Source organism: Jeotgalibacillus marinus (assembly GCF_040801915.1).
In the GTDB taxonomy this organism is placed as follows: Bacteria; Bacillota; Bacilli; order Bacillales; family Jeotgalibacillaceae; genus Jeotgalibacillus; species Jeotgalibacillus marinus.
This window is the reverse complement of the sequence record NZ_JBFMIA010000001.1, coordinates 254,359-269,483: the sequence shown is the minus strand read 5'-3', so window position 1 is coordinate 269,483 and position 15,125 is coordinate 254,359. Positions and strand designations below refer to the sequence as shown.

17 protein-coding genes are annotated in these 15,125 nt (G+C 39.8%); 11 read left to right on the top strand and 6 right to left on the bottom strand.

What is annotated here, in order from left to right:
• Positions 1 to 21: 21 nt before the first annotated feature.
• From rpoD to AB1471_RS01390, 5 genes are all read left to right on the top strand, one after another.
• Positions 22 to 1,152, top strand: a complete 1,131-nt coding sequence (gene rpoD / locus AB1471_RS01410) for an RNA polymerase sigma factor RpoD (RefSeq protein WP_367777737.1) — start codon at positions 22 to 24, stop codon at positions 1,150 to 1,152.
• Positions 1,153 to 1,856: 704 nt separating this feature from the next.
• Positions 1,857 to 2,999 carry an acyl-CoA dehydrogenase family protein gene (locus AB1471_RS01405; protein ID WP_367777736.1) on the top strand — a complete coding sequence of 381 codons (1,143 nt, stop codon included), beginning with the start codon at positions 1,857 to 1,859 and terminating at the stop codon, positions 2,997 to 2,999.
• Positions 3,000 to 3,186: 187 nt separating this feature from the next.
• Complete coding sequence (cccA, locus tag AB1471_RS01400) at positions 3,187 to 3,573, top strand: cytochrome c550 (protein ID WP_367777735.1); 387 nt, start codon at positions 3,187 to 3,189, stop codon at positions 3,571 to 3,573.
• Between the two features lie 99 nt (positions 3,574 to 3,672).
• Positions 3,673 to 4,383, top strand: a complete 711-nt coding sequence (locus AB1471_RS01395; protein WP_367777734.1) for a tRNA (adenine(22)-N(1))-methyltransferase — start codon at positions 3,673 to 3,675, stop codon at positions 4,381 to 4,383.
• Complete coding sequence (locus AB1471_RS01390) at positions 4,368 to 5,489, top strand: Nif3-like dinuclear metal center hexameric protein (protein WP_367777732.1); 1,122 nt, start codon at positions 4,368 to 4,370, stop codon at positions 5,487 to 5,489. The genes AB1471_RS01395 and AB1471_RS01390 overlap by 16 nt, the downstream gene beginning before the upstream one ends.
• A 33-nt stretch (positions 5,490 to 5,522) precedes the next feature.
• Here AB1471_RS01390 and AB1471_RS01385 read toward each other — a convergent pair whose 3' ends face one another.
• Positions 5,523 to 6,503 (bottom strand): 4-hydroxy-3-methylbut-2-enyl diphosphate reductase, encoded by a 981-nt coding sequence (locus tag AB1471_RS01385; protein ID WP_367777731.1) that lies wholly within the window; start codon positions 6,501 to 6,503, stop codon positions 5,523 to 5,525.
• An 82-nt stretch (positions 6,504 to 6,585) separates the two neighbouring features.
• Entirely contained in the window at positions 6,586 to 7,359 is a 774-nt protein-coding gene (gene vrrA, locus AB1471_RS01380) for a VrrA/YqfQ family protein (protein ID WP_367777730.1), read from the bottom strand.
• 188 nt (positions 7,360 to 7,547) lie between these two features.
• On the opposite strand from vrrA, the gene AB1471_RS01375 reads away from it, so the two are divergent.
• Positions 7,548 to 8,858, top strand: coding sequence for a DEAD/DEAH box helicase (locus AB1471_RS01375; protein WP_367777729.1), 1,311 nt, complete (start codon positions 7,548 to 7,550; stop codon positions 8,856 to 8,858).
• Positions 8,859 to 8,890: 32 nt separating this feature from the next.
• Positions 8,891 to 9,784, top strand: coding sequence for a deoxyribonuclease IV (locus tag AB1471_RS01370; RefSeq protein WP_367777728.1), 894 nt, complete (start codon positions 8,891 to 8,893; stop codon positions 9,782 to 9,784).
• Between the two features lie 176 nt (positions 9,785 to 9,960).
• On the opposite strand, the gene AB1471_RS01365 is transcribed toward AB1471_RS01370, so the two are convergent.
• Positions 9,961 to 10,227 carry a DUF2624 family protein gene (locus AB1471_RS01365; RefSeq protein ID WP_367777727.1) on the bottom strand — a complete coding sequence of 89 codons (267 nt, stop codon included), beginning with the start codon at positions 10,225 to 10,227 and terminating at the stop codon, positions 9,961 to 9,963.
• 131 nt (positions 10,228 to 10,358) lie between these two features.
• On the opposite strand from AB1471_RS01365, the gene AB1471_RS01360 reads away from it, so the two are divergent.
• The 3 genes from AB1471_RS01360 to AB1471_RS01350 are packed head-to-tail and all read left to right on the top strand — an operon-like array spanning position 10,359 to position 12,419.
• Entirely contained in the window at positions 10,359 to 11,126 is a 768-nt protein-coding gene (locus tag AB1471_RS01360) for a metal ABC transporter ATP-binding protein (protein WP_367777726.1), read from the top strand.
• A 21-nt stretch (positions 11,127 to 11,147) separates the two neighbouring features.
• Complete coding sequence (locus AB1471_RS01355; RefSeq protein ID WP_367777724.1) at positions 11,148 to 11,987, top strand: metal ABC transporter permease; 840 nt, start codon at positions 11,148 to 11,150, stop codon at positions 11,985 to 11,987.
• An 18-nt stretch (positions 11,988 to 12,005) separates the two neighbouring features.
• Positions 12,006 to 12,419 carry a Fur family transcriptional regulator gene (locus AB1471_RS01350; protein WP_367777723.1) on the top strand — a complete coding sequence of 138 codons (414 nt, stop codon included), beginning with the start codon at positions 12,006 to 12,008 and terminating at the stop codon, positions 12,417 to 12,419.
• A gap of 32 nt (positions 12,420 to 12,451) precedes the next feature.
• Here the strand turns inward: AB1471_RS01350 and AB1471_RS01345 are convergent, their stop codons facing one another.
• Complete coding sequence (locus AB1471_RS01345) at positions 12,452 to 13,027, bottom strand: hypothetical protein (RefSeq protein WP_367777722.1); 576 nt, start codon at positions 13,025 to 13,027, stop codon at positions 12,452 to 12,454.
• Between the two features lie 131 nt (positions 13,028 to 13,158).
• Between AB1471_RS01345 and AB1471_RS01340 the strand changes: the two genes are divergently transcribed.
• Positions 13,159 to 13,515 (top strand): hypothetical protein, encoded by a 357-nt coding sequence (locus AB1471_RS01340; RefSeq protein ID WP_367777721.1) that lies wholly within the window; start codon positions 13,159 to 13,161, stop codon positions 13,513 to 13,515.
• A gap of 53 nt (positions 13,516 to 13,568) precedes the next feature.
• Here AB1471_RS01340 and ispG read toward each other — a convergent pair whose 3' ends face one another.
• Both ispG and yqfZ read right to left on the bottom strand, forming a co-directional pair.
• Positions 13,569 to 14,675, bottom strand: a complete 1,107-nt coding sequence (gene ispG / locus AB1471_RS01335; protein WP_367778105.1) for a flavodoxin-dependent (E)-4-hydroxy-3-methylbut-2-enyl-diphosphate synthase — start codon at positions 14,673 to 14,675, stop codon at positions 13,569 to 13,571.
• A gap of 124 nt (positions 14,676 to 14,799) precedes the next feature.
• Positions 14,800 to 15,102, bottom strand: a complete 303-nt coding sequence (gene yqfZ, locus AB1471_RS01330; protein WP_367777720.1) for a protein YqfZ — start codon at positions 15,100 to 15,102, stop codon at positions 14,800 to 14,802.
• Between the last annotated feature and the right edge of the window lie 23 nt (positions 15,103 to 15,125).

The window sequence follows — 15,125 nt, the reverse complement described above, 5'->3', positions numbered from 1 at the left end:
AAGCTGGAAGGAGGGGGACAAATGGCTGAGAAGTCAACACGTTCCAAACAATCAGAGACTGAAGTAGTAACGATAGCTGTCGTTAAAGCACAGCTGTTAGAAGCAGGTAAAAAAAATGGTGAAATCACCTTCGAGGATATAGCTGAAAAATTGGCTAGCTTTGAGTTAGATAGCGATCAAATGGATGAATTTTATGAACAGCTACGCGAACAAGAGATCGATGTCGTAAAAGAGGGTACAGAGGGTGACCCTAGTGTAACAGAGCTTGGTAAGGAAGATGAAGAGGAATTTGACTTAAACGATTTAAGCGTTCCTCCTGGGGTTAAAATAAATGACCCTGTACGAATGTATCTAAAAGAAATCGGTCGTGTGAATTTATTGTCTGCACAAGAAGAAATTTCACTTGCTACTCGTATTGAAGAAGGTGACGAGGAAGCGAAACGTCGACTAGCAGAAGCGAACTTACGCCTTGTTGTGAGTATTGCAAAACGATATGTAGGTCGTGGCATGCTGTTTCTTGATTTGATTCAAGAAGGAAACATGGGGCTGATCAAAGCAGTTGAAAAGTTCGATCACAGCAAAGGGTTTAAGTTCAGTACCTATGCTACATGGTGGATTCGTCAAGCGATCACACGTGCGATTGCTGACCAAGCAAGAACCATTCGTATTCCTGTTCATATGGTTGAAACGATCAATAAACTGATTCGCGTTCAGCGCCAACTTCTTCAGGATTTAGGTCGTGAGCCTTCACCGGAAGAAATTTCTGAAGAGATGGACTTAACACCTGAAAAAGTTAGAGAAATTTTAAAAATTGCTCAAGAGCCTGTGTCACTTGAAACCCCAATTGGTGAAGAGGACGATTCTCATCTTGGTGACTTTATCGAAGATTCAGAAGCACAATCTCCTTCAGAGCATGCTGCATACGAGCTTTTGAAAGAACAACTAGAGGATGTTTTAGACACATTAACCGATCGTGAGGAAAATGTATTAAGACTCCGCTTCGGACTCGATGATGGGCGTACACGCACGTTAGAAGAGGTTGGTAAGGTCTTTGGTGTGACGCGTGAACGTATTCGTCAAATAGAAGCGAAAGCACTGCGCAAACTTCGTCATCCAAGTAGAAGCAAGCGTTTAAAAGATTTTTTAGAATAAAATGGTTATGCCAATTTCCTTTATTGCAGAAAAGGAAATTGGTTTTTTTCTGTATTTTACTTCAAGCAGGATTTTACATATAGCGTTAGATTGTTATGCGATAGATAATTGAATCATGGTAGACCACCATTCGTGAGTCTATTCAACTGCAACTTTGACATAAATGAAATTTTTTTATGGATAGCAAAATGAAGTTTTACTAGACTACTATTGTGACCCTTATTAGCTTTGTTCAACAAAGAGAAGAACTAGAAGAGAAGCGATCAAAGCATAAAGGAGCAGTTGTACTTCACACAAAACACTAAAGTCATTTTTGTCTTCATATATCTTGCTTTCAGTTTTCGTTATATTTGTTTTATATTTTACTGAATTATCAATCGATTTGCAAACAGCGATTTTAGCGATTTTTGTCGTTGAGTTTATTGTATTGGACTTAAAAAGAGGAATAAACAAATGATTAGCTATTTCATTCTCAGCTGCTTTTATGATTTTAATTCTATTGGAAATCTTATTTTGCTAGATCACAACGGGCGTCTTTCTTAACCCTTACCATTTTACCGTTCCAGGTATTACTGGGAACGTACTTGGTGTTCACTTAACATAGTAATCTAGTTTGAAATGATTTAATAAAGATAATAGTATGAGTTTTTATTATATTCTTTTATAATAGAATTGTAAGCGGATACAACATAAGGGGGATGGACATGGATTTTGATTTAACGCAAGAACAACAAATGATTCAACGTACGATTCGTGAATTTGCTCAAGAGGTAGTGGCACCGGGTGCCCTCGATCGCGATCGCTCAAAAACTTTTCCAAAGGATGAATTCAAGCAGCTAGCTGAATTAGGCATGATGGGTTTGCCTTTTTCGGAAGAATATGGGGGAGCAGGCGCAGATACTACAAGCTTTGCAATTGTGACAGAAGAGTTAAGTCGTGCCTGTGGCTCAACAGGGATCACATACTCAGCACACATTTCATTGGGCGGTGCCCCAATTCATGCTTTTGGTACACATGAACAAAAAGAAAAATATATGCCGCAAATTTGTTCAGGCGAATCGTTCGGAGCATTTGGATTAACTGAACCTAATGCAGGATCTGATGCAGGTGGTACGCAAACAACTGCAAAACAAGTCGGCGATGATTATGTGATAAACGGCAATAAGAGCTATATTACAAACGCGAGCTATGCAAAATATTTAGCTCTAACGGCAATTACAGATATAAAAAATGGTCAAAAAGAAATCAGTGCAATTATTGTTCCAACAGATGCACCAGGGTTTAAAGTAATTGATAATTATGAAAAAATGGGTCTTCATTCCTCAAATACAACAGAGCTTGTTCTAGAAGACGTACGCGTACCACAGGAAAACCTTCTCGGAAAACGTGGCGAAGGCTTTAGACAGTTCTTAATGACACTTGACGGTGGTCGCATTGGAATAGGGGCAATGGCAGTTGGAATTGCGCAGGCTGCTTACGAGCGAGCGCTCAGTTACTCAAAAGAGCGCCAACAGTTCGGTAAACCACTTTCTGCATTCCAAATTACTCAATTCAAGCTTGCGGATATGGCAATGAAAATTGAGCTTGCACGGACAATGGTGTACAAAGCAGCATGGCTAAAAGATCAAGGTCGAAAATTTACAAAAGAGGCCTCAATGGCAAAGCTATATGCCTCAGAAATCTGCATGGAAGTATGTGACCAGGCGATCCAAATTCATGGTGGATATGGTTATATGAGAGAATATCACGTTGAACGCTTGATGCGTGATGCAAAACTTCTTGAAATTGGAGAAGGAACATCTGAAGTTCAACGCATGGTTATCTCGCGGGAAATTGGTTGCATGTAACTTTTAGGCTCTCATTCCTTCTTGGTAAAATGTAACTGAGCACTTTGTGTCTAAAATGCGACAAAAAAGGGAAAGTTGAGTAATAGGTCTTTCCGATTATCGAAAAGTAAAGTAAAATGTGAAGTGTTCGGTCTTGCATTCATAAAAGATGATTGCTACATACGTTTTCTATAGGGGAGGGTTAATGATGACTAAAAATCCAATTATTCCGTTTGTGCTCATTATGGTATTAGGATTTGGGGTTGTGTTTTTTATGTCGATTAAAGGTCTTGGCGACAATGAAGACATTGCAGGTGAAGAAGACGGTGCTGGCGAAGAAGCTGGAGGCACAGACTTTGATCCTGAAGGATATTACGAACAAACATGTATCGCCTGTCACGGTGATGCATACGATGAAGCCGGTGGTGCGGGTCCATCTCTATTAGGAGTTGGAGAAGAACTAAGTGTTGAAGAAATTAGAGATATTCTTGTAAACGGGATAGGTGCAATGCCTGCGGGTCAAGTGGATGAAGCTAATGCAGATGCAATGGCTGAGTGGGTCGCAGCAATCGGAACAGAAGAAGACACTGAGTAAGACGCATAAATAATATGTCTTTATCAAACAACTTTCTAAACAAAGGGGCGACCAGCAGCTGGTACGCCCCTTTATCATGAGATAAATGGAGGTGAAAACATGAATAGCAATCAATTATCTAAACGATTACATACGGTTGCAACATTTGTGCCAAAAGGGTCAACTGTAGCAGACATTGGATCCGATCATGCTTATTTGCCTTGTTTTCTTATTCATTGTCAAGTAGCAACAAGAGCCATTGCAGGTGAAATAGTGGAAGGTCCTTATCAATCGGCTAGAAGGCAAGTGATAGAAGATGGATTGGATCATTTGATCGAAGTAAGAAAAGGCAATGGACTGGCGGTCATCGATACAGGAGAAGTAGAAGTTGTGACGATCGCAGGAATGGGTGGCCCACTCATCGCTCAAATTTTAGAGGAAGGTAAAGACAAATTAAATGGTGTGAAACGCTTAATTCTGCAGCCTAATGTTAGTGCTATTTCCATTCGTGATTGGTTAATTGCCAATGGTTGGTCTTTAATCCAAGAAGCCATTTTACAAGAAGACGGGAAGATTTACGAAGTACTAGTCGCAGAGCAATCCGAACATCCTGTAAGTCTTACTTATTCAGAACGTTTGCTTGGTCCGTACTTAATACAAGAAAAATCATCTGTGTTTCAACTAAAATGGCAACAGGAATATAAACAATGGGATCGTATTAAACATCAGATTGATCAAGCGGGAAAAACGGTAGGTGTTGATGAAAAGAAAAAAGAATTGCATAATAAAATGAAAATTGTACAGGAGGTTTTACAATGGGAAAAAAGGTAAATGGTCATGAGATCATCCAACTTTTCGAACAATTCTCCCCGAAAAAACTAGCCGTAGAAGGTGATCCCATTGGTCTGCAAATTGGTAGACTTAATCAGCCTGTTGAGAAGGTATTAGTCGCTCTTGATGTGTTAGAGGAAGTGGTGGATGAAGCGATTGAACGAAATGCAAAGCTTATTATCGCACACCATCCGATTATCTATCGTCCATTAAGGTCACTTCAAACAGATCAGCCATCAGGAAGAATCATTGCAAAGTTAATTAAGCATGACATTGCTGTTTATGTTGCTCATACAAACCTAGATGTAACTGAAGGCGGTGTGAATGACTGGCTTGCAGAAGCATTGGAATTAAAAAATACGTCGGTTCTCTCTCCTACAACGGAAGATCGGTTAAAAAAAATGGTTGTGTTTGTACCTGTACAGCATGCGGATAATGTGCGTCAAGCGATGACGAATGCAGGTGCAGGTCATATTAGCGATTATGCACATTGTACATTTACATCTCTTGGCACAGGACGTTTTATGCCTAAGGAAAATGCTACACCGTTCATTGGTCATGCAAATCACATTGAACAGGTTGAGGAAGTCCGAATTGAGACTGTTATGTACGAGTCTTTTCAGTCAAAGGTAGTAAGTGCTATGAAGACAGCTCACCCATATGAAGAAGTTGCTTATGATCTATATGAAGAAGATCGTCCTGGGAACCAACTAGGGCTAGGTCGAGTTGGTGTGTTAAATGAAAGTATGACATTGGGCCAATTTACTGAACACGTGAAAAACAAGTTTGATGTACCAGCGCTTAGGTTCGTTGGTAATCCAGCCGATCAAGTAAAAAAAGTAGCTGTTCTGGGCGGAACGGGAAATAAGTATATGAAAGCTGCAAAGTTTAGTGGAGCGGATGTTTATGTAACAGGGGACGTTGATTATCATATTGCACATGACGCGATGATGATGGGACTAAACATTGTAGACCCTGGACATAATGTGGAAAAAGTCATGAAACATGGAACGGTGAAAGAGATGGCTAAAAGAACGAAAGAACGTGGCTTTGATGTTACGTTTATTGCATCTAATATCCACACAGATCCATTCTCATTTAACTAAAAATAGCCAGCTGCGCGCTGGCTATTTTTAGAATCAAGGTTCGTTTGTATAAGGAAGAACGGTAATCGGTTTTGTTGGTGTTTTGATTCTTGGTAAGATTTTTGAAAGTGGAACTTTGTTCTCGTTTAACCAAGTGGATTGATCTGCTGGGTCAAACTGATTAATATACATCATCACTTCTTTAACGATTGGTGTTGGTGTTGATGCACCCGCTGTTACAGCTACTGTTTCTGCGTTGATTAGCCATTCCGCTTTAATTTCCGAAACATCTGCAACCCTGTGAGCAGGAGTATCAGCTATTTCTTTTGAAACTTGTGCAAGGCGATTTGAGTTGTTACTCATTGGATCGCCAACAACGATAAGAAGGTCAGCTGCACCCGCTTGCTCAGCTACAGCTTCTTGTCGCACTTGAGTTGCTAGACAAATTTCTTTATGTTCTTCTGCTTGAGGATACTTGATTTTCACTTTTTCAATGACTTCAAGGACATCCCATTGACTCATTGTTGTTTGGTTCGTCACAATAATTTTATCGTTATTGATCTCAAGGTCATCAACATCTGATGGCTTTTCAATTAAATGAACAATGGATGGTGCAACACCAACGGCGCCCTCAGGCTCTGGATGTCCTTTTTTACCGATATAAACGACGTCATAACCTTGAGCTTCCTTTTCACGGATAAGGTCATGTGTGCGCGTTACATCAGGACATGTCGCGTCTATGGATGTAAGCCCTTTACGTCTAGCAAGTTCACGTACTTCAGGTGAGACACCATGAGCTGTAAAAATAACGGTACCTTCAGTGACTTGTTCTAAAATGTCTTTCCGGTTTTCACCATCTAGTGTAATGATCCCTTCTGCTTCAAATGCATCTGTAACATGTTTATTGTGCACAATCATACCGAGTATATAAATTGGGCGTGGAAGACTTTTATCCAGCGCCGCATTTCGAGCGATAACCATAGCGTCAACAACACCGTAACAGTATCCTCTTGGTGTAATTTTAATTGTATTCATTCCAAATCCTCCCAAATGAGCGATCTTGTATACGTTCATTATAAAGGAGTTAGACGAAGGTCTCAAATAAAATCAGTTTAAGCTATACGTAGAGACGAGGAGTGGACGGTTTTTCGCGTAAAGGCTTTGGTTGATCTTGTTTTATACTCGTGGACTTCTCACCATTACTTAAAGAATCGTCCTCTTTATTCTCAATTGCTTCACTTGATTTAGTTTCATCTGAAGCTGTTTCATCTGTTTCGACTGTTTCAACTGAAGTTGTTTCATCTGATTCTGTTTCATCTGAGTCTTCGGTCTTCATGCTTCGATATAATTTCCACATCGCTGGAAAATTTCGAACGAGAGGAGCATATTGTTGAACCTTGGGTAGCGTTTGTTGTGCAGTACTGATTACTTTTTGCGTGCCTCCAGCCCATTTTTGAATGTTACTCATTGAGAGTAATCCTGAAAGACCACCACCTGCACCACCACCTGCACCACCACCTGCAGCACTACCTGCAGCACTACCTGCAGCACTACTTGCAGCGCTACTTGCGGCACTACCTGCAGCACCACCTGAGCCACCTCCGCCTGTAAGAGATGACATTAAAGAAGAAAATCCTCCTCTTGACGCAGCTTGTGGAGCGCCTTGGGAAAGTTCGTTTATACCAGTTTGTGCTAAACTATTACCACCACGGGTGAAAGCAGAAAAAAGGCCTCTTGTGTTGAAGGGTTGTTGTAGTCTGGATAATGGTGATAAGTTTCCTAGGTTAGGGTTCATTGTTCTTGAAAAAAATGAGTTCGACGGTCTTGGTACAGATCGTAATCCTGTCGGCATTTGAAAGCCCATACGTGGAATGTTTTGCCTACGGTTCATGTTATCGCCTCACTTAAATTCATTCGCTAATTTCAGTATATGCATAAGGAAAAAAAGAGGGAAGAATTGCACATAATTCAATTAAATAAAAACGTTTCTAGCGTTTTGATAGAAATTTGATTATAATAATGTTTTGGACGAATCCAAGATCTGATCGATCGAGGATAAAGAAAAGGAGTGATCGACAGATGTCTTCAGTTTTTAAACGTTATGAATTTCAACCATTTATACAAGAAGCCATTGAAACGTTAGGTTTTCATGAACCTACACCTATACAAGAAAAAATGATCCCAATGATTAAAAAGGGTCAAAGTGCTATTGGTCAATCCCAAACAGGTACAGGAAAAACGCATGCGTACTTGTTGCCTTTACTGAATCAACTTAAATTGGACGAGCAAGAGGTTCAACTCGTAATCACTGCACCGACCCGTGAACTTGCAAAACAAATTCACCACGAGGTTGCAAAAATAGGCGAACATTCAAGATTACAATTGTCTAGTAAATGCTTTGTTGGGGGAACAGATAAACAGCGTACGATCGACAAGTTAAAAGCACAGCCGCAAGTTGTCGTTGGTACTCCAGGTCGTATTAACGACCTTGTAAAAGAAAAAGCACTTTTGGTTCACACAGCCAAGGCTATCGTGATTGATGAAGCTGATTTGATGTTAGAAATGGGTTTTATAGAAGATGTGGATCGAATTGCTGCCCGCATGCCTGAAAATTTACAAATCCTCGTATTCTCTGCGACGATTCCAGAAAAGCTTAAACCGTTTTTGAAGAAATATATGGAAAATCCTCAATATGCTCATATTGAACCAAAACAAGTTCAAGCGGAAAACATTGAATTTGTCCTTGTACCTAAAAAAAGCCGTAGCAAAATAGAAGTACTTTATGATGTATTGACAGCTTATAATCCGTATCTAGCAATCGTTTTTACAAACACAAAAGCTAAAGCGGATGAAGTTGCGGATGCACTTTTAACTAAAGGGCTTAAAGTTGGACGTGTTCATGGTGGATTAGCAGCTCGTGAACGTACGCGAATGATGAAGCAAATTCGTGATTTAGAGTATCAATACATTGTTGCAACTGATCTAGCAGCGCGTGGCATTGATATTCCTGGTGTAAGTCATGTAATCAATTTTGAATTGCCATCAGATTTAGATTTTTTCATTCACCGTGTTGGTCGAACGGCTCGAGCGGGTCATTCAGGTGTTGCATTAACGATCTATGAACCAACAGATGAAGATGCGTTAAACCAAGTAGAGAAAAAAGGCATTAGTTTTAGCCATAGAGAAGTCAGAAATGGTGAATGGGTGGACTTAACTGAGCGTCACAAACGTTCAAATCGTAAACCTGTTGAAAATGAGATTGACGCAAAAGCAAAATCGCTGGTTCGTAAACCTAAAAAGGTTAAGCCGATGTACAAGAAAAAAATGAAATACAAGATGGATAAAATTAAAAAGAGAGAGCGTCGTGTGAAAAGGCGCAATAACGACTAATTTTCAAATAGGAAGGATAAGGGGGAATCACCATGTTGAAAATAGGTTCTCATGTCTCTATGGGGGGAAAAAAGATGCTCCTCGCAGCAAGCGAAGAAGCAGCTTCATATGGATCAACGACTTTTATGATCTATACAGGTGCGCCTCAAAATACGCGTCGTAAGCCGATTGAAGACTTGAATATTGAAGCGGGTACGCTACACATGAACGACAATGGAATAGTAGACATTGTTGTTCACGCACCTTACATCATCAATATTGGAAATACCACAAAACCTGAAACATTTGAGCTAGGTGTTAATTTTCTTCGTTCTGAAACAGAACGTACAGCTGCCTTAGGTGCAAAACAAATCGTCTTGCACCCTGGCGCGCATGTCGGCGCGGGCGTTGATAAAGGAATCGAAAAAATTATCGAAGGATTAAATGAAGTCATTACTAAAGACCAAGAAGTTCAAATTGCCCTCGAAACGATGGCAGGCAAAGGGACAGAATGTGGTCGTAGTTTTGATGAAATCGCTCGTATTATTGATGGCGTTACCCACAATGAAAAATTGTCGGTTTGCTTTGATACGTGTCACACTCATGATGCCGGCTACGATCTTGTCAACGATTTTGACGGTGTCCTTGATGAGTTTGATAAAATTGTCGGGATCGACCGTATCAAAGTTGTTCACGTAAATGACAGCAAAAATATCCAAGGTGCATCGAAAGACCGCCATGAAAACATTGGCTTTGGTCACATCGGTTTTGACGTACTAAACGATATTGTGCATCATGAGGCATTGAAAGATATTCCAAAAATTTTAGAGACACCATATGTAGGGGAAGACAAGAAAAACAAAAAACCACCTTACAAACACGAAATAGAAATGCTACGTGCAAAAACATTTAATAAGAACATACGCGAAGAAATCTTACTTTTTTAAAGAAAAGTGGAAGTAAGTGGTTTGCTAAGCCCCGACAAGCATAAGGCGGTTCCCGAGGAGGGCGTTCTGTACCACCACAGGGAAACGACTTATGACTCGAGGGGCTAGCCGCTTAACTAGACGATACAGTGGCTCTTTCTCTCTGACAAGCCGATAGATAAGCTGTGAGTTTCGACTCACAGCTTATTTTCATGTAAAAAAGTCTGAACGATCATATCTAATTTGTTCGCTCGGCTAGAGCCTATAACTTTTTCAACACGTTTTAACATAACTGCACGTTCTTTTTTGTTGAAAAAATTGATTTTATCCTGTTTAAGAATTCTTGCTAATGTCTCACTTTCCCGGTGTGTAAGGGAAAGATCAAATGGTTTTGCATAACGTTCTAATTCTTCTGGTGTTATCTGATGGATCTTTGTATTGACCATCGCCTGTAGCCATTTCATAGCGTTCGCCTCCTACGTCAATGTATGCGTATTTTATGAAGGTGGTGCAAGTTCATTTACATTCACGTTCAAATTATGTATACTTAATATTTGTTAAATCGGAATGATTCTTGTTCAGGAGGGATGTTTTTATGTCATCATCCAATGTAATTGAATTGAAAAATGTTCACTATCGTTATGATCGTGAATTTGTCTTAAGTAATATTAACCTTGCGATCCCTAAAGGGGCATTTCTAGGTATTGTTGGTCCCAATGGTTCAGGAAAGTCCACAATGCTAAAAATTATTTTAGGACTACTCAAGCCAAAGGAAGGAAGCGTCGTCCTTTTTGGAGAGCAACAATCAAAGTTTCGAGAATGGGAAAGGATTGGATATGTTTCGCAAAAAGCTAACGCATTCAATACGGGCTTTCCAGCAACCGTGTATGAAGTGGTTGCCAGTGGCTTAACCAAAAAGACGGGTTTATTGCGAATCATTGGGAAAAAAGGTCGTCAACAAGTTGAGAAAGCAATTCGTGCAGTTAGTATGGAATCATTTATGGATCGCAATATCGGGGAACTCTCTGGTGGTCAACAGCAGCGTGTCTTCATTGCACGAGCGATTGTAAGTGAACCTGAAATTCTCATTCTTGACGAACCGACTGTGGGAGTAGATTCGAAAAATGTTCAAACTTTTTATGATATGCTTGATCGTTTAAATAAAGATCTAGCGATAACGCTTGTGCTAGTTACGCATGATATTGGAACAATCACAAACAAAGTAACTCATGTTGCTTGTTTAAACAATACGATGCATTTTCACGGTAGCACCGAGGATTTTGAAAAAGTGAAAGATAGTGATCTTTCACAATTTTATGGACATGATGTTCACAGATTGCACCATGATCACGTAAGAACATGATCATGGAGACGAGGGGTCAAAATGATAGAAGCAATTTTTCAGTATGAATTTTTACAAAATGCGTTTTTAACTGGAATGATTATTGGTGTGATCGCGCCATTACTTGGCGCTTTTATCGTAGTGAGGCGCTTATCACTTATTGCTGATGCACTCAGCCATGTGACCTTATCAGGGATCGCAGCAAGTTTGTTACTAAGTAAAACGGTCGTCATGTTTAATGGGCTAAATCCATTATGGCTTGGAATGACCTTCTCGGTTATTGGTTCTTTGTTTATCGAGCGGTTGCGTGCAGTGTACAAGCATTATCAAGAACTTGCGATTCCAATTATTTTATCTGGAGGAATCGGTATCGGTGTGATCTTCATCTCGTTAGCAGATGGATTTAATACTGATTTGTTCAGTTATTTGTTTGGTAGTGTGAGTGCTGTTAGCAGAAGTGATCTATGGCTTATTTTAGTGATTGCAATAATTGTTATCGCACTTGTCGTGTTACTTTATAAAGAGCTGTTTTTATTATCATTTGATGAAGAGTATGGCAAAGCATCTGGGCTTTCTACAAAGGCGCTTCATCTAATCTTTATGGTGATGGTCGCATTGGTCATTGCAGCATCAATGCGTATTGTCGGGATATTGTTAGTGTCATCCTTAATGACATTGCCAGTTGCTGCAGCAATGAGGATTGCTAGAGGATTTAAACAAACCATTCTCTTTTCTATTCTATTTGGAGAGCTTGCAGTGGTCGTTGGATTATTCAGCGCATTTTATTTAGACTTAGCTCCGGGTGGCACAATTGTTATGTCGTCTATTCTCATATTGTTAGTGGCCATAGCTTTTAAAAAGTGGCAAAGCATACGAAAATAATGTTGGAGTGATCGAGAAGTGAATCTTACGAACGCAATGCAGTTGTTAAAAGAAAGCGGATATAAACATACAGGAAAGCGTGAATTCATGCTAGATTTTTTTTCAAAGCATGATCGATATATGACTGCAAGAGAAGTACTAGATGCTATGAGTAATGATTTTAAAGGATTGAGCTTTGATACAATTTACCGAAATTTAGCCTTATTTGTAGAGCTGGATATTTTGGAGGAGACAGAGCTGTCTGGTGAACGCCATTTCCGTTTCACTTGTGAAAGGAACCAACACCATCATCACTTTATTTGTATGGATTGTGGTAAGACAAAGAAAATCCACACATGTCCGATGATTGATTTAAATGAAAACTTAAAAGGCTATGATGTTTCTGGACATAAATTTGAAATCTATGGTACATGCCCGTCATGTCAAGAATAAAACGATCCCCTACCTTTTCGTAGGGGATCGTTTTATTCTTTGTTTGAAAGCCAATTATTTACCCAGTTTCTCGCTTCTAACCAGTTGTTTACTCTAATAACTCCGTTTGGGATGGTTTCTTGGTTATAGGGTGTGTCGAAAAGAATGACAGGGATTCCGCATTGCTCGTGGATCATGACTGCGTTGTCGTGTTTGTCTTCGAAGAAAATATCAACTTTATATTTTTTTACAGCTGTGACTTTGTCATGTGAGCCAATGAGCTCGATATGATCATAATCAATGTTTTTTTGCTTAAACCACTCTGCCGTTAAATCCAGGTGCTTTTCGCTTCGAGCGCTAATAAAAAATAATTCATGTTCAGTTTTCCACTCCCTAAGAATCTTGTCTGCATGCTCAACGACAGGAGAGGAAGAATAAATAGCTGGCTCTGCTTGTAAAAACCACTCGGAAAAAGCGGTGGGTGAAATATCTGGTAAAGCCTTTGTTAGATCATACTCCGTTACATGCTGAAGTGACAAAGAACGGTTGAAAGCTTTATTTATATAAGGGAGTATAGATGTTGGACACGTAACTGTGCCATCTATATCAATTCCAAAACGTTTCATCATCGTTACAAAGCTCCTTTAGTGTGTTGCTATTATTGTATCACAACCGATGAGCAAAAAAATTACCATATGTATTGAATTTGAATTGCGTACATACTAAGTATGCCACTATGGCAAGAAAGGAGTCGACGTTGATGTATGAAGAGAAAAACAATCAAACGGGCTTGGAAAAGAATGGTGAAAGATCTTCCTATGATGAAGAAACGGGCAGCGAGCTGGCTCAAATAAATGCGAACGATGCCTACAACACATACGACGAGCCTGAACGAGATGGGAAAATTGACAACACTAATCGTGGCGTGTGGATGGGTTTTGCGTCTTTAATTGTTGGGATTATTGCATTGTTTACCTCTCCAGTGCTTTTTGGAGCGATAGCAATTATCTTAGGTTTCATTGCACGTAAATCAGAAAGTTCAAAAGCTGGAAGTTGGGGAATTGGACTTGGTATTTTGTCAGTTGTTCTAGGTTTGATCGTGTTCCCGTTCTTCTAACACAAAAATCGGACTCACATGGTGTGAGTCCGATTTTTGTGTTAGAAAAAGTTTTATGACGATGTTGCTGTTTCTGCTTCTTCGCGTTGTTTACGGTAGTGTTCTTCTGCAAGCTTGTCGATTTCAATTTTTAATTCATCGACCATTGTTTCTTCAGGGACTTTGCGGACCGTCTTACCTTTCATAAAGAGCAAGCCTTCACCGCGAGCTCCCGCGATACCGATATCCGCTTCACGTGCTTCACCAGGACCGTTTACTGCACAACCTAGAACAGCAACTTTAAGCGGTGCTTTAATTGTTGAGATGTACTCTTCCACTTCGTTGGCAATTGAAATCAAATCAATCTCGATGCGTCCACAAGTAGGGCAAGAAATAAGTGTAGCGGCATTTGATGAAAGACTGAATGATTTTAACAATTCTCTTGCTACTTTCACTTCTTCAACGGGATCGGCACTTAATGAGATACGAAGTGTGTTTCCGATTCCTTGACTAAGTATGGCACCTAGACCCGCAGCACTTTTAACAGTACCTGCAAAGAGAGTACCTGATTCAGTAATCCCTAAGTGAAGAGGATAATCAAACGCTTTGGACGCTTTTTCATACGCCTCAATGGCTAAATTAACGTCAGAAGCTTTCATTGACACGATTATATCGTGAAAATTTAGATCCTCTAAAATCTTAATATGATGCAAGGCGCTTTCAACCATGCCGTCAGCAGTTGGATAACCATATTTTTCAACGATTTTACGCTCTAAGCTACCAGCGTTCACACCGATACGGATCGGTATATTTTTAGCTTTTGCTGCGTTTACAACAGCTTCCACTTTTTCACGACGACCGATGTTTCCGGGGTTGATCCTGATTTTATCAGCACCGCCTTCGATCGCTTTTAAAGCAAGCTTGTAATCAAAATGAATATCCACCACAAGAGGAATGTTAATTTGTTTTTTTATATCTGCAATCGCATCAGCCGCACGCTCATCTGGGCAGGCAACACGCACAATTTGGCATCCTGCTTCTTCTAAACGATGAATTTCAGCAACTGTTGCCTCAACGTCGTGTGTTTTGGTTGTTGTCATACTTTGAATAAATAGTTCATCACTTCCACCAATTGTTAGGTCGCCAACTTTGACTGGTCGTGTGTTTGAACGATGTATAATGTCACCCAAGTGTCATTCGCTCCCTTTTTGTGTGTACTTGCTTTGCTTGTCCATTGTAAAGGTTCCTCATTCATTTTAACAGTGTTGAATTGTACTTGACAAGGAATAGAACACGGGAAGTCGTTTAATTTGGAATTGGAAGCAAATAGCGTTCACCAGTAATAATTTTGTGGGGGGCTATTCCTTGGTTAAGTGCTGAGAATTCATTGGATAATTGATCAACATTAACAGATGAAGGGAGTAGATCATGTCGTTTTAACATCGTTAATAATGAATCACCTGGCCTTGCGATCGCTTCAACACCTGTAATGGTTTGTGATTGAACAGGAACTACTTGATCGATGGTTCCTTGTGTAATATCCATATAAAAAATAAAAGAAAAGAACGCAATTAGGAAAAGACAGACTAATTTTTTAATTTTAATCACCTCTTAAAAAGAAATCTTCCGTG

Coding starts and splice junctions, on each gene's coding strand:
- rpoD (WP_367777737.1), top strand. CDS start 22: ATGGCTGAGAAGTCAACACGTTCCAAACAATCAGAGACTGAAGTAGTA.
- AB1471_RS01405 (WP_367777736.1), top strand. CDS start 1,857: ATGGATTTTGATTTAACGCAAGAACAACAAATGATTCAACGTACGATT.
- cccA (WP_367777735.1), top strand. CDS start 3,187: ATGACTAAAAATCCAATTATTCCGTTTGTGCTCATTATGGTATTAGGA.
- AB1471_RS01395 (WP_367777734.1), top strand. CDS start 3,673: ATGAATAGCAATCAATTATCTAAACGATTACATACGGTTGCAACATTT.
- AB1471_RS01390 (WP_367777732.1), top strand. CDS start 4,368: ATGGGAAAAAAGGTAAATGGTCATGAGATCATCCAACTTTTCGAACAA.
- AB1471_RS01385 (WP_367777731.1), bottom strand. CDS start 6,503: ATGAATACAATTAAAATTACACCAAGAGGATACTGTTACGGTGTTGTT.
- vrrA (WP_367777730.1), bottom strand. CDS start 7,359: ATGAACCGTAGGCAAAACATTCCACGTATGGGCTTTCAAATGCCGACA.
- AB1471_RS01375 (WP_367777729.1), top strand. CDS start 7,548: ATGTCTTCAGTTTTTAAACGTTATGAATTTCAACCATTTATACAAGAA.
- AB1471_RS01370 (WP_367777728.1), top strand. CDS start 8,891: ATGTTGAAAATAGGTTCTCATGTCTCTATGGGGGGAAAAAAGATGCTC.
- AB1471_RS01365 (WP_367777727.1), bottom strand. CDS start 10,227: ATGAAATGGCTACAGGCGATGGTCAATACAAAGATCCATCAGATAACA.
- AB1471_RS01360 (WP_367777726.1), top strand. CDS start 10,359: ATGTCATCATCCAATGTAATTGAATTGAAAAATGTTCACTATCGTTAT.
- AB1471_RS01355 (WP_367777724.1), top strand. CDS start 11,148: ATGATAGAAGCAATTTTTCAGTATGAATTTTTACAAAATGCGTTTTTA.
- AB1471_RS01345 (WP_367777722.1), bottom strand. CDS start 13,027: ATGATGAAACGTTTTGGAATTGATATAGATGGCACAGTTACGTGTCCA.
- AB1471_RS01340 (WP_367777721.1), top strand. CDS start 13,159: ATGTATGAAGAGAAAAACAATCAAACGGGCTTGGAAAAGAATGGTGAA.